This window comes from Chitinophaga sp., assembly GCF_019236475.1.
GTDB lineage: Bacteria > Bacteroidota > Bacteroidia > Chitinophagales > Chitinophagaceae > Chitinophaga.
The window spans coordinates 516,447-539,537 of the sequence record NZ_JAFAIX010000012.1; the positions used below are offsets into that span (position 1 = coordinate 516,447).

Consider the following 23,091-nt stretch of genomic DNA (forward strand, 5'->3'; position numbering starts at 1 on the left):
GGCGTATTTTTGTACTGAAAATACTTGATACCATGCATACCCTCGAAAAAGAGAAATTGTCGGGCCTCTCACTGGGAGCGGGAAAGAATATGGTAACACAGTTAATCGTTATCAATCTCACCATTTTCATATTCTTACTGTTCACACAGGTCATTTACCAGATGGAAGAAGTTGGCAAACCGCGCTTCTATCAGGACATTATGAGTAATCTTGCTGTTCCTGCGAGTCCTGCCATGGTTTTACACCGTCCATGGACATTATTAACAGGCATCTTCACACATGTGGAGGTGTGGCCAATATTCAGCAATATGGTCTGGTTATGGTGCTTTGGATCTATTCTGCAACACCTGGCTGGTTATCTGCGCATCATTCCGCTGTATATTTTCGGCGGTGTGGTGGGTAATATTTGTTACGTATTAGGCATGCAGTTTATTCCTGGATTTCAAGCCATAAATGGTGCAGGCGCTATGGGAGCGGCGGGGAGCGTAATGGCCATTGCTATTGGCGTAACAGCTATCGGACCAAAATATCGCATCTTCCCATTACTGGCAGGCGGTGGTATTCCGCTGTGGGTGATTACAACGATTTATCTTGTTTTGTCGATTGTCGCACGCGTTACTACACGTAGTGAGCTGGTGTATTTCCCACTACTGGCAGGAAGTGCTGTTCTGGGTTGGTTATACATGACACAGTGGAAAAAAGGCCATGATTGGGGTAGTGGATTCAACAAGATTTCTTACAAAATGTCTCATATGTTTCATCCTGCTAGCGCGACAAATGTCCCTGATCACCAACATGAGTCGGACATCGTTACAGATGGAACAAATCCTCCTTTCAAACGGGTAGGTAACGTTCCGGAACAACGCCTGAACGAAATACTTGAAAAGATTAGCGAAAACGGCATCACTTCCCTCACGGAAGAAGAAAAGGAAACACTCATCCGCGCCAGCAAATCTGAAAATTAAGGGCTTCGGAATATAGAGATTTGAGTATTTTTAAGGATCCTCAAATCTCTATATCCCAAATACCTGATGAAGACGCTACTCCGAATTATTCTGCTTACTGGCAATATTTTGCTATCTGCCGCATTACTGGCAAGTATCTTTCTCCCCTATCTCAATCCAGCCTCTTTTTGGCCTGCCGGCTTTGCTGGACTTACATTTCCTTTTCTTTTCATTATTAACCTGGTGCTATTGCCGGTATGGCTGTTGCTGCGAAAAAAATACTGGTTACTGCCTATTATAGCTATTGTATTGTCTGTTGGGGCCTTGATAAAAACATGGGCCTTCCACCCTTTTCATGAAAACTCCCTAGAAAAGACCACTGGCAGCAAGGAATTCACAGTAATGACCTACAACACCAGCAATATGGGCCTGAAGTATTTTACGGAAGAAAAGGCGATACGTAGCAATGTGTACAATACCATTGTATTTGGCCAAGCGGATATACTCTGCTTACAGGAATTCTATACCAATGACAAGCCCGACTACACGCATAATATCGATAGTATTCGCATCAAGGCGGGATATGAATATCATTACTTCACCAAGGACAAGATACATTGGGATACCTGGTATTATGGCATAGCGCTATTTAGCCATCATCCTATCCTGAAGGCCACCACGATTCCCTGTGGCGTAAGTACTAACGGCAGCGGCAGTAGTTTTTTGCAGGCGGATTTATTGGTAAATGGCGATACAGTACGGGTGATTACCCTCCAGTTGGTTTCTTACATGTTGAATGGAGGCGATTTAAAAGGAGCTAAGGACCTTCATATAAGGCCACTGGTGCATAAAATGAAGCAGACCTTTACCCATCGTGCTGCACAGGCGGCGCAGTTGGCAGGATTGATCCAGGAAAGCCCTTTCCCTATCATTGTTTGTGGGGATTTTAATGATGTACCTGTTTCATATACTTATCGAAAAGTTGCTGCTGACTTGCAGGATGCTTACTTAAAGACGGGTAATGGTTTAGGCCGTACGATGTCCTACATATCTCCAACACTGCGAATAGATTACATTATGGCTTCCAAACAGTTGCAGGTATTGGGTTGCCAGGCGATGCGGGTAGCGGACTCAGAGCATTTCCCGGTAATAGCCCGGCTGTCACTAAAAAAGTAGTAACTTAGTACGTTCAACAAAGTACGTACACGGTGCGATTCTTAAGACTTTTTACAAAAGGCTTTTTTGTAATGCTGAACATCGCCGTGGTTTTATTATTCCTGGCAGCATGCCTGGCTCCCTATATCTCGCCGGCGTGGTTCTGGCCCATCAGTTTTCTTACACTGGCTTTCCCTTTCCTCTTGGGTTTGCTGGTATTGTTCCTGTTGGGATGGTTGTTATTTAACTATCGGTATGCCTTGCTTTCATTGACGGCAATTTTGCTGGGTTGGAAATCGATCAGCGCCTATTTTGCCTTTAATCTCCCTGCCAACAATAAACCCTTGGCAGGAAGTGAAAGCATCATGGTCATGAGTTACAATGTAAGCCAGTTTGGACTTTATAAAGAGAAAGACAGCAAATATAACCGTCAGGCGATGTTTGCGCTCATAAAAAAACAGGAGCCGGATATTGCCTGCTTCCAGGATTTTTATACCTCGGAAAGAAAGAATGATTTTAATAACAGGGAGGATATTTCCCACGAAATGAAACTTCCCTATCGCTTTTTTTCCAGTGATTTTAATCGGAATGGCATGCAGCATTGGGGCTCTATCATTTATTCCAAATATCCTATCATTGCATCGGATAAGGTGAAAATGAGTGAAGGTCCACTCAGTGAAAGTCTGATCTATGCGGATATTGTTCGAAATGGAGATACGATCCGTATTATCAATATGCACTTAGAGTCTTACCGGTTTAACCAGAAAGACTATTCCGCCATTCGGAAGATAAAGAACCAGGAAGATACCGGTCTTGTAGCCACGAAAAGTATTGTGCAGAAGATGAGAGAGGCGTATATTCGTCGCAGTCAGCAGGCCGATATTGTGGGAGGATTTATCCGACAAAGTCCTTATCCGGTGATCGTTTGTGGCGATTTTAATGACACGCCCGCATCGTACACTTATTTTAAGATTCGAGGGGACTTGCAAGATGCATTCCTACAGAAAGGTATCGGGATTGGCCGTACCTTTAGTGGGCTGGCGCCTACGCTCCGAATTGATTATGTATTCGTGAGCCCTTATTTTAAAGTCAACAGTTTTAGGAAGATTAATTCTGATCTGTCTGACCACTACCCTGTCATTGCAAATCTTAGCATAGCAGGCCAGCAACCAGCGACAGATGTCGTTAATAAATAAGAAAAAGAGAATTATGAAAAATTTTAATATTTTCAGATCTGACCGATGTTGTTCCTGTCCAACACCCAAAGCGACAGAAACAATATTTATCTTTGCAATCCACCAATAAAATACAGGTATCTGTGAGGATACCGGCTATTTACAGCATATGTCAGAACTCAAAATATACAACACATTACATCGTCAGAAAGAAACATTTACCTCTATAACTCCGGGCCATGTGGGCATTTATGTGTGCGGACCAACCGTTTCTGGTGAATCGCATCTGGGGCATGCGCGTCCGTATATCACATTTGATGTGGTAATTCGCTACCTGCGCTATCTGGGTTATAAAGTACGTTACGTACGCAACATCACTGACGCCGGCCACTTTGAAGAAGAAGGTCGCGTAGCAGAAGATAAAGTATCCACCAAAGCAATACTGGAAAAACTGGAACCGATGGAGTTGGTACAGAAATATACCAATCGCTATCACTGGGCCATGTTACAGTTCAATAACGTTGAACCAAGTATTGAGCCTACTGCTACCGGACATATCATCGAGCAGATCGAAATGATTAAAACCATCATGGAGAAAGGCTATGCATATGAGGTAGATGGCAGTGTTTACTTTGATGTGAAAAAATATGCAGCTAGTCACAATTACGGTATCCTGAGTGGCCGTGTATTGGAAGATATGCTGGAAACCACTCGTGAACTGGAAGGACAAGACGAAAAGCGTAACAAAGTAGATTTTGCGCTTTGGAAAAAAGCGCCACCAGAGCATATCATGCGTTGGCCAAGCCCATGGGGCGAAGGTTTCCCAGGATGGCATATTGAGTGCTCCGCGATGAGCGCCAAATACCTGGGTACACAGTTTGATATTCACGGTGGAGGCATGGACCTTCAGTTCCCTCACCATGAGTGCGAAATTGCACAAAGTGAAATCGCGCATGGCGATATGATGGCCCGTTATTGGATGCACAATAACATGATCACCATTAACGGTCGTAAAATGGGTAAGTCTTACAACAACACCATTACCCTGACCGAAATGTTCTCCGGTAATAATCCAATATTGGAAAAGGCTTATGGCCCAATGGTGATCCGCTTCTTCATATTGCAGACTCACTACCGCAGTACACTGGACTTCTCCAATGAAGCCCTGCAAGCTGCTGAAAAGGGGCTGCAACGTTTGTGGGCTACCTACGAGGTACTGCAAAAGCTCTCCTGGAGCGGCAACGGACAAGCTATCAACGAAGAACTGGACAAACAAGTTCGTCAGTTGTTGCAGGAACTGCCTGAATTCATGAATGATGATTTCAATACGGCAAAAGTGATGGCTAATCTCTTTGAACTGGCGCCTATCATCAATTCGCTGAAAGGTGGTCAGATCAAAATGCACGAAATCAGTGAAGAAACATTCCAACAGTTGCAGGCTTCCTGGAAAACATACCTGGTAGATATATTGGGTGTACAGATGGAAGTACTCGGCACGGATGAAGATAAACTGGATGGCGTATTACAGATGCTTATCAACATGCGTAAAGAAGCCAAAGCACGCAAGGACTACGCTACTTCCGATAAAATCCGGAATGAGTTGTTGTCTGTAGGCATACAGTTGAAAGATGAAAAAGATGGCACGGTATCCTACTCCATTGTACAGGACTAATTATCAGAAAGACATAGATAATGCGTAAAGCTCTTATCGCGCTGACGGCGCTGGCTATCACAGCCGGCGCCTGCCAGCAAAACAGCAAGACAGGAGAAAATAGTAATGACAGTACAGGCGCCAGCAAGGTAGATAAAATTGAAGCGCCCGTACCGGCCTTCTCCGCCGACTCCGCTTATGCCTATACGGAAAAGCAGGTCAGCTTTGGTCCCAGGATTCCTAATACGCCTGCGCAGACCAAATGTGCTGATTGGCTGATCTCCTCATTGAAGAAATGGGCAGATACCGTTTATATACAGCGTACCACTGTCATTGGCCCGAAAGGAGAAAAACTACCTTGTATCAATATCATTGGCAGCTTCAACCCGGCAGCCAAACAGCGCGTGTTGCTGCTGGCTCACTGGGATACTCGTCCGCATGCGGATGAAGATGCATTTGACAAAACCAAGAAACTGGATGGTGCAGATGATGGCGCCAGTGGCGTAGCTGTATTGCTGGAAGCCGCCCGTCATTTTCATGCACAGAAACCAGATGCTGGTGTGGATATCCTGCTGGTAGATGTGGAAGATTACGGCGATCCTGCCAATGATAATACGTTCTGCCTCGGTACCCAATATTGGGCTAAAAACCCACATGTACCGGGTTATACCGCTAATTATGGTATCCTCCTAGACATGGTTGGTGCGCGTGGTTCTCAGTTCTATATGGAGCAAGCTTCTAAACAATATGCACTTGGCCCAATGAAAATGTTCTGGGATGCCGCCAATAAGGTTGGTTTCTCAGACATCTTCCGATATGAAGATTACGGTGCTTACATCACCGACGATCATATCCCGGTAAACACCATTGCGAAGATTCCAACCTTTGATGTGCTTGCATGGCAAGCCAACGGGCATTTTCCAGCCCACTGGCATACCACCAATGATAACATGACTGTAATCGACAAGCGTACATTACAGGCGGTAGGCCAGACTATTCTGCAAGTTATTTACACCCAGCCTTTTAGCTACTAATCGCCCGCAGGTTAATAGCATTAAAGGACAAAACACATATACACTGCGTAGCAGTGATGTAACTTAGTGCTATGAGCCTGCAGGGAAACATATTCGGGAATGACAATACACACCAGGAAATCATCTTGGAACATGGTATCCTGGTGTATTACCCTCAATTTTTTACTCCCCAAGAAAGCAACCAGTTTTATCACAATTTAGTAGACACCTCTGCCTGGAAACAAGAGTCCATGCGGATGTACGGTCGCGAGGTATTATTTCCTCGGCTGATGGCCTGGTATGGCGATGCCAGTTCTGCTTACTCCTTTTCTGGCAAAACCTTCGTTCCCCAACCCTGGACGGATACGCTGCTGGCTATACGTAACCGTGTCTCCCCAATTGCTGCTGCAACATTTAACAGCGTACTCCTGAACTATTACCGTAATGGCAACGATTCAATGGGCTGGCATGCGGATGACGAGCCTGAATTAGGGCAGCATCCAGTGATTGCCTCTGTTAATTTTGGGGCGGCAAGGCGGTTCCTATTGCGTTATAAAGTGGATCATTCCCGTAAGCAGGAAATCCTGCTCCAGCATGGCTCATTGCTGATTATGAAGGGCGAGCTGCAACATTACTGGGAACATCATGTTCCTAAAACCTCAAAGCCTGTAGCTGGCCGTATCAACCTAACATTTAGATATATACATCCTTAAAAACCGAATACATTGTATGAAAAACCTCGTTTTACTGATCGGAAATGACATCAACAACATTTCCGCCGGGCAAAGCTGGAAAGACCTATTGCAGGATATTCTCACCTTCTGCCATATAAAAGACTGTGTGGAAATTGACGACAAGAAACCATTCCCGTTATTATATGAAGAGATTTTTCTCACGGCTATCCGTAAACAGCACATCAGGGAAAGAGAACTGAAAGCTTTTATTGCCAGTAAAACAGCAGAAATTCGCCCGAATGAAATTCACCACGCCATTAGAACATTACAACCACAAGATATTCTCACTACCAACTATGAGTTTACATTGGAAGGGCGTACGCCGATTGAGAATACGAGTCTTATTCGGGAGAAATTCTACAGCATCTTCCGCAAATACACCATGGATGGTATTAATTACTGGCATCTTCATGGTGACTGTCTCAATCCTATGAGTATCAGTCTTGGGTTTGAGCACTATGGTGGCCAATTACAACTGATGCGCAATTATGTGGTGACAGGAACGATGTATACTAATCCAGAAGTGCCGAAGCATTCTTTATTACGGCGTATTCACAGTAATCAGGTGTATCATCACTCCTGGATTGATCTGTTTTTCACAAAGGATATTCACATCTTCGGATTGTCGTTGGACTTCGTGGAAACGGATCTTTGGTGGCTGCTGACTTACAGAGCCAGGCAGAAATTTCATCATAAGAATATCAGCGTTCCTAATCAACTATACTATTACATTCCAGAGGAATATGTGTTGGCATCAAAGTTCAAATTAGACCTGTTGAAGGCGAATGACGTCAATATTGTGAGTTTACCTGGAAAAAATAAATTGGCTTATTATAAGGGAATTATCAACCGGTTGAATGACATTAAACACAATACTGTAGCGGACTCTAATAAAAAAAACGTGCTCTATCAGTAACCTGGCAGCGTTTTTGCAAAGCGGGGCCATATGTAACAAAATGCAGAACCTGAACGCTTGCATTATTGTTAAATGTTTAAAATCTTAGTTTATGTTATTGAATTTAGCAATTGCCTTGAGCACATTTTTGTTTACTCCAGAACAAAAGCAACAGGCCCCCAAAACACAGGTCATGTATGTCAAAGAGAATACAGTTCCTTGTACTGGAGTAGGACCTATGGATTGTATGCAAGTGCATGCAGAGAATGAAACTGAATGGTCAAATTTTTATTCCAATATCCAGGGATTCAAATACGTTCCAGGATATGAATATAAACTGTTGGTACTGGTTACCCCGGTAAAGAATCCGCCAGCAGATGCTCCTAATGTAAGATACACGCTGAAGAAAATGCTGATGAAGAAAAAAGTAACTGTAAGTAATGCTGGTTCCCCTTTTGTACCTGGCAAACATTGGGTATTAGTAGAGATGAACGGTACTCCGATCAACAAGGGTAAAATCTTCCTGGAGTTTGATGCTTCCGGCAACCGTTACCATGGTAATGGCGGTTGTAATGGTCTTGGTGGTGAATTCCAAGCGAACCAAGAAGCAGGTATTGTTTCTTTCAAACGCGGCATGAGCACCTTGATGGCTTGTATTGATGAAACAGATATGCGCAATGAATCTACCTTCCAAATGGCGCTGGATTCTAAAACATATAACTATCGTGTTGAAAACGGTCGTTTGAATTTGTACGGCAACGGCAAATTATTGCTGTCTTTCAAACAGGGTGCAGCGAATTCCGGTGAAGCAAAGCCAGAAAAGCCTGATGTATGGGCTTTTATTGCCAGCAAAAAATGGAACCTGATGAAACTGAATGATAACACTATTACCGAACCAGGTATGTACTTGGAGTTTGATCCGCAGAAAGGTAGTTATCATGGTCGTGGTGGATGCAATATCATCAATGGTGCATTTAAGCACACCGACAACACTATTTCTATCGGTATGGGCATGAGCACCAGAATGGCTTGTGGCGAAGAAATTATGAAGAAAGAAGCCGAGTTCCTGAAAACCATCAGTGGCAAGACTTTTCGTTTTGATATAGCAGAACAAACGCTGAATCTGTACGAAAAAAATAAACTGGTGATGATTTTTGGAATGGCAGATAAAGACGCCAAATAACTGAACAGTTAAAAATATAAAACGGGTTCCTGCATGCAGGAACCCGTTTCTTTTTGCTTGCCTTTATCGTCTGGCAGGAATGGCTACTGCCAGCAATACATTGGAGTTATATTCAAACATCATTGGATTGGAGCTTTCCTTTCCTACCGCCACTGTTACAGGAACAACTCCTGCTTTATGAGGCGGCACCTGTACTAACAGGTATTTGGCGTTAGCATCCAATACCACTGCTTTCACATCACCGAATACAACAGTATTTTCCAGCTTATTAGCGCTGAATCCGCGTCCTTTAATCCTGATAAAATTACCAGCATTTCCGGAGGCTGTTACCGTTGCAACGGGAGCCTTTTTATCATTCTTTTCTTTTGGGGTACACGCAAACATGCATGTTACCAATGTGAGGGGCATCACAAACAATTTCAAATTTTTCATCTTTTTTAATCCTTTGGGGGTCACAAACCCTGTTACAAATCTTACCGGGGTCAACACCGCTGCACAATGCAACGCTCTCTTTTCTGCAACAGTATTTATCGGTATTAAAACGGATGCAAAGCTACGGGATGTCTAATTAAAAAACATACGTAGTTCTACCATAAATTTAAAATACGTAGTACTACGTATAAGCCTACACGTCTTTACTTTCTCATGATATGTGCCTTATTGAATTCCCAGTTCATACGCGCAATATTGAGCACTGAAATCTCCTGTGGGCAAGCAGCTTCACAAGCTTCCGTATTCGTACAATGTCCGAATCCTTCTGCATCCATTTGTGCTACCATGTGCAGTACACGTTCTTGCGCTTCCGTTTTTCCTTGTGGCAGTTTGGCCAGATGCGTGATTTTAGCACTAGTAAATAATGCAGCACTAGTATTCTTACAAGCAGCAACGCAGGCCCCACAGCCAATACAGGCCGCGGAATCAAATGCCGATTCTGCCACGGGAACGGGGATACGGGTACTATTGGCCTCTGGCGCCTGACCCGTGTCTACCGAAATAAAACCTCCGGACTGTATAATTCTATCAAACGCCGATCTATCTATTTTAAGATCACATTTAACAGGAAAAGCCAAGGCCCTAAAAGGTTCTATATAGATTTCCTCGCCATCTCGGAAAGTACGCATATGCAACTGACAAGTGGTAGTATTCTGGAGCGGCCCGTGCGGCTCTCCGTTAATCATTACCCCACATTGTCCGCAAATACCTTCCCTGCAATCATGGTCGAACTCTACTGGCCGTATCCCTTGCTGCATCAGTTGCTCATTCAGTACATCCAGCATTTCCAGAAACGACATCTCCTCATTCACCTCTTTTAATTCATAAGACTCCATCCTGCCGGTAATTTCATTACTTTCTTGTCGCCATATTTTCAAACGTAGACGCATACACTAAGATTTTTGATAAACAGATTACTTGTAGCTCCGCACACTCGGCGTTACAAATTCAAAATGCAACGGTTCTTTATGTAAAAGCGGTGGATTGTTGGCCCCTTGCCATTCCCAGGCAGCAATGAAAGAGAAATCCGCATCGTTTCTCAGTGCTTCTCCATCAGGCGTTTGATACTCTTCCCGAAAATGCGCTCCACAGGACTCATTACGGTTCAGTGCATCATGACACATCAGCTCTCCGAGCTCCAGGTAATCCGCTACCCTACCGGCTTTTTCCAATTCCGCATTTATCGCAAATCCACGTGGCACATACAGTTGCTTATAAAATTCTTTCCGTAACTGCTGTATGTCGGTGATAGCAGATTCAAGACCAGGTGCAGAGCGGGAAAGGCCACATCTATCATACAGAATACGCCCCAGTTGGCGATGGAAATAATCCGCAGGATGCTTTCCCTGTATAGTTTCCAGCATGCGAAGCTGGTCTCTCACTTGTTCCTCTGCGGCTTCGAAAGCAGGATGCCGCGTATCAATAGGCCCCGTGCGAATTTCATCTGCCAGGAAATTTGCCATGGTATAAGGTGCAATAAAATAGCCATCCACACAGGCTTGCAATAACGAATTAGCACCTAATCTATTAGCACCATGATCTGCGAAATTGGCTTCTCCCAGTGCATATAAACCCGGTATGCTAGTCATTAATTCGTAATCCACCCAAAGCCCTCCCATAGAGAAATGCGCCGCAGGAGAAATTCGCATCGGTTCCGTATATGCATTTACGTTAGTAATTTTTTGATACATCCGGAAAAGGTTACCGTATTTCTCCCTGATCTTCTCTTCTCCTTGTTCACTAATTGCCTTCGAAAAATCGAGATATACTGCATTTTTCAACGGTCCTATGCCGTATCCCGCATCAATGCGCTCTTTGGCAGCGCGGGAAGCGATATCCCTAGGAGTCAGGTTCCCAAAGGCAGGATAACGCCTTTCCAGGTAGTAATCCCGTTCCTCTTCTGGAATCTGGTTGGGAGGCCGTTGATCGTCTTGCTTTTTAGGCACCCAGATGCGGCCATCATTACGCAAAGACTCCGACATCAAGGTCAATTTGGATTGATATTCACCGGATTGTGGCAAACTGGTTGGATGAATCTGTGTCCAGCTAGGATTGGCGATGAGCGCCCCTTTTTTATGCGCTCGCCAGATAGCAGATCCATTACATCCCATCGCCAATGTAGAGAGGAAATATATCTTCCCAAATCCGCCAGTAGCCAATACTACAGCATGCGCCCCATGCCTTTCGATGGCGCCTGTCTCCATATTCCTCACAATCACACCTCTGGCTTTCCCATCTATAACCACCAATTCCAGCATTTCATGGCGGGTAGACAACTGCACATGCCCAGCATGTACCTGGCGCATCAGCGCCTGATAGGCGCCTAGCAACAGTTGTTGACCTGTTTGTCCGCGTGCATAAAAGGTTCTGGATACCTGTACACCACCAAATGACCGATTATTCAGATATCCGCCATATTCACGGCCGAAAGGCACACCCTGTGCCACCGCCCGATCTATCAGGTTGGCGCTGCATTCTGCCAATCGATATACATTCGCTTCGCGGGAACGGAAATCACCGCCTTTGAGCGTATCATAGAACATTCGGAAAACACTGTCGCCGTCATTTTTGTAATTCTTGCAAGCATTCACGCCTCCTTGTGCCGCCACAGAGTGCGCGCGGCGGGCAGTATCCTGAAAACAGAAGCTTTTCACCCGATATCCCATTTCCCCTAGCGAAGCCGCAATAGCGCTACCAGCAAGACCTGTACCTACCACTATGATATCTATTTTCTTACGATTGGCAGGATTGACCAGCTTTGTGTGCGATTTGTAGTAATTCCACTTTTCTTCGAGTGGACCTTCAGGTATTTTAGATTCCAGCATTACCAGCTATTTTAAGAAGTGAACGTAAACAGGTATAAATGCAAAGCCAGCACAGATTCCAACACTATAGACCCAACCTAGTATTCTTATCCATCGGACATATTTTGGATGATAAAGTCCTAATGTTCTGGCAGCACTGAAGAACCCATGGATTAGATGATAACAGAGTGCTATCATACAAATCACATATATCACCACGTACCACAATTCGCTGTAAACCGTTATCACCAACGTATATAAATCTTTATGCCCATGCTCATCCAGTGGCAGTTCTCCAAATTTGTATACATACCAGAAATCCCTGAAATGAATGACTAGAAAGATAAAAATGATGGTACCCAGTACTCCCATATTGCGGGTGTACCATTTGCTCAGATTACCTCTTTTATCGTAATGATATTTTACATTCCTGGTACGTGTGTTCATCACCGTTATAATGATCGCATAAACAACATGTGCGATGATACTTGCATACAGTATGTAAGCGATTATTTTAATGATAATATTCCCTGAAAGCAACTGGGAATAAGCATTGAACTGTTCTTTGGATGCAGGCCCAGGGATGAGCAGTTGCAGGTTTCCCAACAGATGAATGATCAAGAAGAAACAAAGAAACAAACCCGTTAATGCCATCCAGATCTTTCTGGTTAGTGTAGATTGCGTCATACAGTAATATTTATGATACTGGTGTTACGAGTGAAACAGCGAAATACCGATTATGTTCACCTGTGCAATCCAAAATATTGGCATAAAAAAACCCGTTCCGTATGTAACGGAACGGGTTCTCACTGCTAGAGCAGTGTAATATTATTTAACGAGTTTCAGCTCGTTGATGATGTTTTTAGCACCACCCAGTTTTTCGATGCACCACAGTACATAGCGTACATCCACGCAGATAGTACGGTTGTAGTTGGAATCGAACTGGATTTTGTGGCTCAGCGCTTCGTAGTTACCATCGAAGGCCAGACCAATCAGCTCACCGTTAGCATTGATAACAGGGGAACCGGAGTTACCGCCAGTGATATCGTTGGTAGTGATGAAGCAAACCACGACATCATTGTGTTTAGGATCTTTATACTGACCGAAATCTTTTTTGTTATACAGATCTTGGTAGTTCGCAGGCAAATCAAATTCATAATCACCAGGAACATATTTTTCCAGCACACCTTTCATGGTAGTCACGTAATCGTAGTTTACAGCATCACGTGGAGCGTAAGGTTTCACTTGGCCATAAGAAACGCGCATAGTGAAGTTCGCATCAGGATATCTGTTAGCATTGGGTTGCATTTGCATTACACCTTTCAGGTATTCGCGACCTAAGTCGTTGTTTTTCACAACGAATTGGTTGTACAGTGGCAGGTATTTACCCGTGTAGTTTTTCACGAAAGTGCTAGCATAAGCAAAAGCAGGATCTGCTTGGAGGGTAGTTGCATCCGGATTTTTCACGAAAGCAGCCCATTTAGCATCATTGAAGATCATGGTGTTAGCCATGAGATTAGCAGCCCATTTGCGATAGGTAGCATCTTCATTCAGTGGGCCGTATTTAGACTGCAGATCTTCGTAGAAACCAATAGGTTGTTGGTCTTTCGAAATATCTGTGTAGAACATATGGCAAGTAGCGGCGAGGATTTTCTCATCGCTAGGTTTATTTTCACTTTCCAGGAAGTTTTTGCGTGCCGCAACAGCAGCATCCACCGCTTTCTGAACCGCATCTTTAGGCATATTCGCCGTTACCAGTGCTCTTTCCACCGCCATCAGTGATGCAGCGAAGGCAGCAACAGGAGAACCGAGGATACCTTCGTTCAGGTAAACGCGACCTTTTGCATAAGGAGACCATGCTTTATAGTTAGCAGCATAATCATTAAAGATGTTGGCGAATTCTGGTTTATCCTGTGCCCATTTAGCGAAAGCAGCTTCCTGTTTTCTTTTAGCATCCAGCACATGATATTTTTCCAGTTGTTTAGTTTCGCCGTCGAAGAATTTCCAATAGTTAGCGATACCTGCGTAAGAAGAAGCCAACTGGAGTTTAACAGCAGGATCTTTCTTCATTTGTTCGAACATCGCTTTCAGGCGAATATCGCGCAGATTAACCAGGGAAGGATTTTCAACTGTATTTTTCAGTTCAATGCCATAAGAGGTTTCATAGCGGTTGGTACCACCAGGATAACCGAAGATCATAGCGTAGTCATTTTCCTTGATACCTTTGATAGATACAGGGAGGAAATGCTTAGGTTTTAAAGGCACATTCTCTGCAGAGTAAGGAGCTGGTTTACCATTTTTATCCGCATATACACGGAAGATGGAGAAGTCGCCGGTATGACGTGGCCATTCCCAGTTGTCCGTATCTCCACCAAATTTACCTACGCTTTCAGGAGGGGTACCTACGAGGCGAATATCTTTATAGCGCTCGTAAACGAAGAGCAGGTATTGATTGCCTTTGAACATAGGCACTACTTTCGCTTCGTAACCGGTTCCTTCCACCGCTTTAGCTGCGATCTGGCCGAAGGTTTCCTGTTCTTTCTGCACTCTTTCCACGCCGGAGAGGCCTTTCAGGGCATCTTCCACTTGTTTGGTCACATCATCTACCTTAACTAGGAATTGTACGGACAGTTTTGGGGAAGAGATTTCCTGTTGTTTGTTTTGTGCATAGAAACCATTTTTCAGGTAGTTATGCTCTACGGTGCTGGCAGTAGCGATAGCATCATATCCACAGTGGTGATTTGTGAAGATCAGACCTTCATTGCTGACAATTTCACCAGTACAGCCGCCACCGAAAATGACGATCGCATCTTTTACGGATGCTTTGTTAATGCTGTACAACTGCTCTTTCGTCAGTTTGAGGCCTCTTTTCACCATGTCGTTATACGTTTGCTGCCCCAGCAAATAGGGGAGCCACATGCCCTCATCCGCTTTGGCCCATTTAATACTGATGGCCATCAGGAGGAGCAAAACCACTAGATGTTTTCTCATAGTTTTTGCAGATTTATTTTTAAGGACCTCAAACCTAGGACTTTTTTTGCTAACAGTGAATTTGAAGTGGTACGGAAGGCTGTTTTCAGTCCTCATTTGGTAATTTAAACTATGTATAATGGAAAGCGTTTGAAAAACTGGAATATGTTTTGATAATGGGAGCTTCAAATGGCCATGCCAGTTTTTTTAAACCCTGTTTCTCAGGATAAAATTAAAAACCTGTAGTATATGAAAAATTTGATCTTCGTATTAGGAATGGCAGCGATGACGGCATGTCAATCGGCCCCGGAAACCAAGAATTCTGGAGATTCCATCAAATCCAATCTTCAGGAAGCTGGACAGCATTTGAAATCAGCCGCCAGTAATGCTGGAGATTATCTGCAGCAGCAGAAAGACCAGACGGTAGATACATTAAATGCAAAGATTGCCCAGATCAATAAAGCAACAGAAGAATTAAAGAAGAAAGGCGATAAGAAAAGTAAGGAAGCCAGTCGCAAACTGGAAGATTTGAAATTACAGATGCAACAAGAAATAGCAGAAGTGAAGGCTGCATCCGCAGACAAATGGGATAGTACCAAAAAGGCTGCAGATGACGTAGCGAAGAAATCAGAAAAAATGTGGGATGATTTCAAACGGGATTTCAAAGACCTGTTTAAGAAGGACTAGGAGCAAGCTTGTTCCTTGTTGATTATTCATGTAATTTTACCCTGATTAACAGACTGAACTTTGCTACGAACTAGATATCAGGATATATTATTGGAAGCCGGCTGTGATGAGGTCGGACGTGGATGCCTGGCGGGCCCGGTGTTCGCGGCAGCAGTGATTTTGCCAGCAAAATTCAAGCATCCGCTTTTGAATGATTCCAAGCAGATGAAAGCCTCCGATAGGGATAAGCTACGGAAGGTGATTGAGAAAAAAGCAATTTGCTTTGCAGTTGCTAGTGTGGATAATGAGGAGATAGACAGAATTAATATCCTGCAAGCTTCCTTTAAGGCCATGCATCTGGCTTTGGAGCAATTAAGCCAGCAACCGGAATATATCCTGGTAGACGGAAACCGGTTTAATCCGTACAAAAATGTTCCGCATTCCTGTATTGTACAGGGCGACGGACTTTACGCCTCTATTGCAGCGGCATCTGTACTGGCAAAAACCTACCGTGATGAATATATGCAACAATTGCATGCTGCTTATCCTCAATACGGCTGGAATACCAATGTGGGTTATGGTACAAAGGTTCACCGTGATGCCATTAAAGCATTTGGTGAAACGCCTTACCATCGTAAATCCTTCCGTCTGTTGCCCGATGATCAGTTGGAGTTGGAATTGGATTTCGAGGGAAGTATAGAGTAGGCCAATTTTATAATTTATATAATTACCAATCACTTAAAAACTGATTGGGCTGAGATATGTTAAAACAGACACAACAACAAAAGTTATTACAGAAGCTATCACCACAGCAGATTCAGTTAATGAAGCTGCTGCAGGTACCTACTGTCAATCTGGAGGAAAGAATCAAGGAAGAACTGGAAGAAAACCCCGCCCTGGAATATGGTGAAGAAGCCCATGAAGATGAATTCAATGAACAGGACGAGTTTGAAGGAGGAGATGAAGATGAATTTGAACCGGATGGCAGTGAATCTGAATATGATAACATCGATATCTCAGAATATGTAAGTGATGGAGATGATGAGGTGGCGGATTATAAATTGCGAGATGATAATTACCCAGACCCGGATGAAAGCAATAAAACCATCCCGGTTCGTGTAGAAACGTCTTTCCATGAGCATTTGCTCAGTCAACTCGGTATGTTGGAGTTGGATGAGCGTCAGAATGCCATCGCAGAACAAATCATTGGTAGTATTGATGACGACGGATATTTGCGTCGGGAAGTGAGTGCCATCGTAGATGACCTTTCCTTCTCCCAAAATGTCTCTACCGATGAAATAGAAATCAAAGAACTCATCAAGAAAATACAGGAATTTGATCCGCCAGGAGTATGTTGCGGCGATTTGAAAGAATGTTTGCTGTTACAGTTAAAGCGTAAATCGCAGGATGATCTGGGTGTACGTACCGCTTATCAGATCCTGGAAAATTACTTCGACGAGTTTACCAAGAAACACTACGAGAAAATACAAAAGGCGCTTAGCTTGTCTGATGAGGCGCTGAAGGAGTCTATCAATCAGATTATTCGGTTGAATCCTAAGCCAGGAGGCAATTACGCCACCTTGAACAAGGCAGAAAGCTATGTGTTGCCCGACTTTTTCATCCTGAACAATAGTGGCAAGTTAGAATTGACGCTTAACTCCCGTAATGCACCGGATCTTCGTATATCCGGTGGATATAGAGAGATGTTGAAAGAATATGATCGGGGAGATAAGAAAGATAAGCGTCAGAAAGAAGCCGTATTGTTTATCAAACAGAAAATTGATGCTGCCAAATGGTTTATTGACGCCATCAAGCAACGGCAGCATACTTTGTTATCCACTATGGAGTCCATCATGGATTACCAGCGGGAGTTTTTCCTTACCGGCGATGAAACTACGATGAAACCTATGATTCTGAAGGACATAGCAGATCGTACTGGGCTGGATATCTCCACGGTGAGTCGCGTGGCTAATAGTAAATATGTACAGACCGAATTTGGTACATTCAAACTGAAATTTTTCTTCTCCGAGTCATTGTCTACCGACAGTGGTGAGGAAGTAAGTACGAGAGAGGTGAAGAAAATTCTTTCAGATTTGATTGAAGCTGAGAATAAACGGAAACCTTTGAGCGACGAGCATTTAACAAAGATGCTACAAGACAAAGGATATAACATTGCAAGAAGAACCGTGGCCAAATACAGGGAACAATTGAATATTCCTGTAGCCCGATTAAGAAAAGAATTATAAGCGCATGATGCAACAAGACGCATTACCATACCCTGAGAGTAACCATCAGCCGATGCCGGAATTTCCTAAGAGTACCCGTGTGTTTGCACTGGTAGTATCTTACATTACGCATCCGCTGTTTATCCCTACGCTGGTGACTTTTCTGGTCTTGCAATCCCTTCCTGAATATTTCACCGCATTTAAGGCAGCGAGTAAACGTTTTGCTTTCGACATGCTGTATTTCAGGGTAATCCTTATCAGCTTGTTTTTTCCATTGCTGACGGTATTACTGGCCAAAGCCCTGGGATTCATTTCTTCTATTTACCTGAATACGCAGCGCGACAGGATCATTCCTTATGTTGCTATTATTATATATTATTTCTGGGCATTTTATGCCTTTATGGAAGAAGGGGCAGCTCCTAAATTTTATACCGCCTTTTTCCTAGGGATATTCCTAGCGATCTCGATATCTTTTGTCACGAATAGTTTCTGGAAAACCAGTATGCATGCTACTGGTTGGGGTGGAGTGATCGGTTTTTTACTGTCTTTGATGTGGGGCATGCATATGAACGTAACTGTTCCTTTGGTGATCACCTTTTTTATTGCGGGCTTGGTGGGCACTTGTCGAATGATGCTGAAGGCGCATACGCCTGCAGAGATCTACCTTGGTTTTAGCATTGGTATTTTAACGCAGTTGGCATCTTGCTGGATGCTGGTAAAATAATAATTACAGGGGGTTGGAGGTACTAAAAACTCTAATCCCCTGCTTCTGATTTGCTTTTCAACAACCAGGAACAAGGAAATAGAGTAGAGAAATTAGAATAGCGCAGAAACTTTTTGGGGACTAACCTGTACTTGCCGACTCACTATTAACGTTGTCGGTAACGTTGGATGTAAGGCCGCGAGGCAGGCTAACAAACAACTAACAAACAGAAGGGGTTTAACATCAACAACTAAACTTGACATTACAAAAATCCAGATTTTTCCCTTCTCATTCAAGCGTATAACTACGCTTTTTAAAAAAGCGGTATTATTCTCATGCTGCATATTGCTTTTAATTATTGTTGATCCTCTGTTCATTTTCTTCTTTTTTAAACTTTTTTGAGTGGATTTTTTCATTGCGCACATTCAATGCGTAATGATATATGATCTTTGTTATGTCGTTGGGACACACCCATTAAAAGCAAGCACGACTTACTATTTTTTTTAGCAACAAAAATAAAATGCTAAAAATTTTAGGAAAATCAAAAATAAGTTTTAATTTAGCAGACCAGATTTGATGATCTGCTTATCATTTAAATTTGTAAAAAAGTTACTTATATGTCTACAGCCAATGCAGAAAAATTGAAGGCGCTCCGCCTCACAATGGATAAGATTGAGAAAGATTTCGGTAAGGGATCTGTGATGATGATGGGAGAAAAAGCAGAAGCACCAATGGAAGTAATTTCTTCCGGTTCTTTGGGCTTAGATATCGCACTGGGTATCAGTGGATTTCCTAAAGGAAGGATTATAGAGATTTATGGTCCGGAGTCTTCTGGTAAAACCACTGTTGCTATACATACAATTGCGGAAGCACAGAAAAAAGGTGGCATTTGTGCCATTATAGATGCGGAGCATGCTTTTGACAGCAGCTATGCAAGAAGATTAGGAGTAGATGTAGATGCGCTGTTGATTTCCCAGCCAGACCATGGTGAGCAGGCGTTGGAAATTGCGGATCGTCTGATTCTTTCCGGTGCGGTGGATGTAGTGGTGATTGACTCTGTTGCTGCGCTGGTTCCAAAAGGGGAGCTGGAAGGTGAAATGGGAGAAAGCAAAATGGGTCTGCAGGCTCGTCTGATGTCACAGGCGCTGCGTAAACTGACTGCGACTATCGCCAAAACCAACTGCTGCTGCATATTCATTAACCAGTTACGTGAAAAGATAGGTGTTATGTTTGGTAATCCAGAAACAACGACCGGTGGTAACGCACTGAAGTTCTATGCTTCTGTACGTCTGGATATCCGCCGTATGAGCCAGATTAAAGATGGTGATGAAGCAATCGGTAACCGCGTGAAAGTGAAAGTGGTGAAAAACAAGGTAGCTCCTCCATTCCGTCAGGCTGAATTCGATATCATCTACGGTCAGGGTATCTCCAAAACCGGGGAAATCATTGACATGGGTGTAGAATACGGTATCGTTCAGAAAAGCGGTAGCTGGTTCAGCTATGATAACAACAAACTCGGCCAGGGTCGTGATGCAGTAAAACAATTGCTGCTGGATAATCCTGAACTGTCTGCTGAAATCGAAGGTAAAATCAAAGCTAAATTGGCCGAACAAAAAGCCGCTGAAGCTTAATCTTCAGAGAACAGCAAAAACAAAGAAATCATTCCATTTAATATACAATAACAAAACAACCTGCATTTGCCATTTGCAGAATGGGATGTTATTGTCTGTTGAAAAGAGAAACATATTCGATAGATTTTCATCGTTATGCATTGTATAACAATAACAACGTATAACAGCTCATTGTACAGCAGAACAATGAACAGTGAAATCAAATTGTCTGATATACCATCCCTCCCCCATCCTATGACCCCAAAAAGGTATATCAGACAATCTATCTATCGGTAAAGAAATTAAAAGATCGTTTTAGTTTTAGTAAGCATTGGGTTAGTATGCACATCCCTGCCTTTTCCTGGGCGGGGATTTTTTTTGCGTATAGGCGTGGGCGTTGGATTAGATGTTAGCATTGTAAAGGGGAAATGTTTAGGGAGATAAGAATCGCTTCACCTGAAAGGGATCAAAATTGTTCAGATTGAATGATAGGGAGATGAAAGTCGCTCTCCCTGAAGAGGTATAAGGAAGTTTGGGTTGAACAACAAGGAGATAATAGCGATTTTTCTCGCAAGGGCGCAAAGGGACAAAGGATTATATTTTGTTGTTTATTAAGATCGCAAAGTCCATTGGGGCTACTTAATATTAGAACTGCTTTGATCCGGGAATTACCAGGTAGAGATCCCTAAATTCTTTGCGCTCTCAAACAACATAACACAATCAACAACATCTGCCTTTGCTCCTTTGCGAACTTTGCGAGATACAAACAGCAAAACACAATCATCAAACAAACCTCCTTTGTTGCTTTGCCAGAAATCCCATTCGCTCTCCTCAATGAAAGGGCATAAAAAAACCGGTGAAGATGTTATCTCCACCGGTTTGTATCTTAAACATCCACTGATTATGCTTCAGCTTTGATGCTCTTTGCATATTTCTTACGCTCTTCCTCATCCAGGATGGTTTTACGCATACGGATGTGGTTAGGTGTAACCTCGATGCACTCATCATGCTGGATGTACTCCATGCACTCTTCCAGTGTCATCAGGGTTTTAGGAGCAATGTTGGTAGCAGCATCACTTCCGCTCGCACGCATGTTGGTCAGTTTCTTACCTTCATTCGCATTTACTACCAGGTCACCAGGTTTGTTGTTCTCACCGATGATCATACCCTTGTACACATCTTCTCCTGGATCTACGAAGAAGAAACCACGATCCTGCAGTTTATCCAGAGAGTAACCAGTAGTAGTACCTGCTTCTTTAGCAATCAGTACACCGTTGTTACGGCCAGGGATAGCACCTTTCCAAGCTTTGTACTCGCTGAAACGGTGTGCCATTACAGCCTCACCAGCAGTAGCAGTCAGCATTTGTGTACGCAGACCAATCAGACCACGAGAAGGAATTTCAAACTCCAGGTGTTGCATTTCACCTTTAGTTTCCATGATCAGCATCTCACCTTTACGACGAGTTACCAAGTCAATTACTTTACTTGCAGATTCCTGTGGAACGTCTACCACCAGAATCTCATATGGTTCACATTTCTTACCGTCAATGTTTTTCACGATAACCTGTGGCTGACCTACAGTCAACTCATAACCCTCACGACGCATAGTCTCAATCAATACACCTAAGTGCAAGATACCACGACCATACACCAGGAAGCTATCCGCATTGTCAGAATCAACAACACGCAGCGCCAGGTTTTTCTCAGTTTCTTTAATCAGACGATCACGCAGGTGACGGCTAGTAACAAACTTACCATCTTTACCAAAGAATGGAGAGTTGTTAATACCGAACAGCATGTTCATGGTAGGCTCATCTACACTGATAACTGGCAGTGCTTCTGGTTCTTCACCATCTGCAAGAGTATCACCAATGTTGAAACCTTCAATACCTACTACCGCACAAATATCACCAGCAACAACTTCTGTTACTTTTCTCTTACCCAGCGCTTCGAAAATGTACAGCTCACGAACTTTCTGTTTTTTAACAGTACCATCCGCCTGCATCAGATTCACCCACTGGTTTTCCTGAATAGAACCACGTGTTACTTTACCCACAGCAATACGACCCAAGAAAGAAGAGTAATCCAAAGATGTAATCTGCAACTGCAGGTTACCTTCTTTTACTTTAGGTTCTGGAACGTACTGGAGAATACCATCCATCAGTGGAGTGATATCTTCACATTGAGTCAAAGAACTGTTGAACCAGCCATTCTTACCAGAACCATAGAAGGTTGGGAAGTTTAACTGCTCTTCATTTGCATCCAGGTTGAAGAACAATTCAAATACCGCATCATGCACCTCATCAGGGCGACAGTTAGCTTTATCCACCTTGTTGATAACAACAATTGGTTTCAGATTCAGTTGTAATGCTTTCTGCAGTACGAAACGAGTCTGTGGCATTGGTCCTTCGAAGGCATCCACCAACAGGATTACACCATCAGCCATTTTCAATACACGCTCTACCTCACCACCAAAGTCGGCGTGGCCCGGAGTATCGATCACATTAATCTTTGTACCCTTATATTCAACAGAAGCATTCTTACTGAAGATAGTGATACCACGCTCTCTTTCGAGATCGTTACTGTCCATGATCAACTCACCGGATTCCTGGTTCTCACGAAATACGTTAGTCTGATGAAGGATTTTGTCCACCAGGGTAGTCTTACCGTGGTCTACGTGTGCAATAATAGCGATATTACGAATATTCATATACTTATATCTTTAGCTATCAGCCATTAACAAATTTTACGCTAATAGCTACAAAAAGAAGGCGCAAAGTTACGAAAACCTAGCGAGAATGAAATCCCCCGGCTTTAAATAAATGTAATCATTTGGTCATGTCGGAATATTGGCTTACAAGAGCATGATAG

At 43.3% G+C, this 23,091-nt stretch carries 19 protein-coding genes; 13 read left to right on the top strand and 6 right to left on the bottom strand.

Features of this window, described 5'->3' with window-relative positions; all coding sequences use genetic code 11:
* Positions 1-32 precede the first annotated feature (32 nt).
* The 8 genes from JO154_RS18315 (at position 33) to JO154_RS18350 (ending at position 8,750) form a co-directional block, all read left to right on the top strand.
* Positions 33-965, top strand: a complete 933-nt coding sequence (locus JO154_RS18315; RefSeq protein WP_291948181.1) for a rhomboid family intramembrane serine protease — start codon at positions 33-35, stop codon at positions 963-965.
* A 66-nt stretch (positions 966-1,031) separates the two neighbouring features.
* Positions 1,032-2,120 carry an endonuclease/exonuclease/phosphatase family protein gene (locus JO154_RS18320; RefSeq protein ID WP_291948184.1) on the top strand — a complete coding sequence of 363 codons (1,089 nt, stop codon included), beginning with the start codon at positions 1,032-1,034 and terminating at the stop codon, positions 2,118-2,120.
* 71 nt (positions 2,121-2,191) lie between these two features.
* Entirely contained in the window at positions 2,192-3,295 is a 1,104-nt protein-coding gene (locus JO154_RS18325) for an endonuclease/exonuclease/phosphatase family protein (protein ID WP_291948186.1), read from the top strand.
* A 148-nt stretch (positions 3,296-3,443) separates the two neighbouring features.
* Positions 3,444-4,946 (top strand): cysteine--tRNA ligase, encoded by a 1,503-nt coding sequence (cysS, locus tag JO154_RS18330; protein WP_291948188.1) that lies wholly within the window; start codon positions 3,444-3,446, stop codon positions 4,944-4,946.
* Between the two features lie 20 nt (positions 4,947-4,966).
* A complete protein-coding gene (locus JO154_RS18335) occupies positions 4,967-5,959 on the top strand; it encodes a M28 family peptidase (protein WP_291948189.1) in 993 nt (330 codons plus the stop codon).
* 71 nt (positions 5,960-6,030) lie between these two features.
* The gene (locus JO154_RS18340) at positions 6,031-6,651 is read left to right on the top strand and encodes an alpha-ketoglutarate-dependent dioxygenase AlkB (RefSeq protein ID WP_291948192.1); all 621 of its coding nucleotides are present in this window, start codon (positions 6,031-6,033) and stop codon (positions 6,649-6,651) included.
* A gap of 16 nt (positions 6,652-6,667) precedes the next feature.
* Positions 6,668-7,588, top strand: a complete 921-nt coding sequence (locus tag JO154_RS18345; RefSeq protein WP_291948194.1) for a hypothetical protein — start codon at positions 6,668-6,670, stop codon at positions 7,586-7,588.
* A 91-nt stretch (positions 7,589-7,679) separates the two neighbouring features.
* Positions 7,680-8,750, top strand: coding sequence for an META domain-containing protein (locus JO154_RS18350; RefSeq protein ID WP_291948196.1), 1,071 nt, complete (start codon positions 7,680-7,682; stop codon positions 8,748-8,750).
* A 63-nt stretch (positions 8,751-8,813) separates the two neighbouring features.
* Here the strand turns inward: JO154_RS18350 and JO154_RS18355 are convergent, their stop codons facing one another.
* The 5 genes from JO154_RS18355 to JO154_RS18375 all read right to left on the bottom strand — a co-directional run bounded on the left by JO154_RS18355 (position 8,814) and on the right by JO154_RS18375 (position 15,037).
* On the bottom strand, positions 8,814-9,182 hold the full coding sequence (locus JO154_RS18355) for an IPT/TIG domain-containing protein (protein WP_291948198.1): 369 nt from the start codon (positions 9,180-9,182) through the stop codon (positions 8,814-8,816).
* 203 nt (positions 9,183-9,385) lie between these two features.
* The gene (locus JO154_RS18360; protein ID WP_291948200.1) at positions 9,386-10,132 is read right to left on the bottom strand and encodes a succinate dehydrogenase/fumarate reductase iron-sulfur subunit; all 747 of its coding nucleotides are present in this window, start codon (positions 10,130-10,132) and stop codon (positions 9,386-9,388) included.
* Between the two features lie 24 nt (positions 10,133-10,156).
* A complete protein-coding gene (locus JO154_RS18365; RefSeq protein ID WP_291948202.1) occupies positions 10,157-12,067 on the bottom strand; it encodes a fumarate reductase/succinate dehydrogenase flavoprotein subunit in 1,911 nt (636 codons plus the stop codon).
* Positions 12,068-12,073: 6 nt separating this feature from the next.
* Positions 12,074-12,733 (bottom strand): succinate dehydrogenase cytochrome b subunit, encoded by a 660-nt coding sequence (locus JO154_RS18370; RefSeq protein WP_291948204.1) that lies wholly within the window; start codon positions 12,731-12,733, stop codon positions 12,074-12,076.
* A 141-nt stretch (positions 12,734-12,874) separates the two neighbouring features.
* On the bottom strand, positions 12,875-15,037 hold the full coding sequence (locus JO154_RS18375) for a S46 family peptidase (protein ID WP_291948206.1): 2,163 nt from the start codon (positions 15,035-15,037) through the stop codon (positions 12,875-12,877).
* 228 nt (positions 15,038-15,265) lie between these two features.
* Here JO154_RS18375 and JO154_RS18380 point away from each other — a divergent pair, with 228 nt between their 5' ends.
* From JO154_RS18380 to recA, 5 genes are all read left to right on the top strand, one after another.
* Positions 15,266-15,703 (top strand): hypothetical protein, encoded by a 438-nt coding sequence (locus tag JO154_RS18380; RefSeq protein WP_291948208.1) that lies wholly within the window; start codon positions 15,266-15,268, stop codon positions 15,701-15,703.
* Positions 15,704-15,763: 60 nt separating this feature from the next.
* The gene (locus JO154_RS18385) at positions 15,764-16,387 is read left to right on the top strand and encodes a ribonuclease HII (protein ID WP_291948210.1); all 624 of its coding nucleotides are present in this window, start codon (positions 15,764-15,766) and stop codon (positions 16,385-16,387) included.
* Positions 16,388-16,443: 56 nt separating this feature from the next.
* The gene (rpoN, locus tag JO154_RS18390; RefSeq protein ID WP_291948212.1) at positions 16,444-17,928 is read left to right on the top strand and encodes an RNA polymerase factor sigma-54; all 1,485 of its coding nucleotides are present in this window, start codon (positions 16,444-16,446) and stop codon (positions 17,926-17,928) included.
* Between the two features lie 4 nt (positions 17,929-17,932).
* A complete protein-coding gene (locus JO154_RS18395) occupies positions 17,933-18,631 on the top strand; it encodes a hypothetical protein (protein ID WP_291948214.1) in 699 nt (232 codons plus the stop codon).
* Positions 18,632-19,227: 596 nt separating this feature from the next.
* Positions 19,228-20,241, top strand: a complete 1,014-nt coding sequence (recA, locus tag JO154_RS18400; RefSeq protein WP_291948216.1) for a recombinase RecA — start codon at positions 19,228-19,230, stop codon at positions 20,239-20,241.
* Between the two features lie 880 nt (positions 20,242-21,121).
* Here recA and typA read toward each other — a convergent pair.
* Positions 21,122-22,930, bottom strand: coding sequence for a translational GTPase TypA (gene typA, locus JO154_RS18405; protein ID WP_291948218.1), 1,809 nt, complete (start codon positions 22,928-22,930; stop codon positions 21,122-21,124).
* Positions 22,931-23,091: the final 161 nt, after the last annotated feature.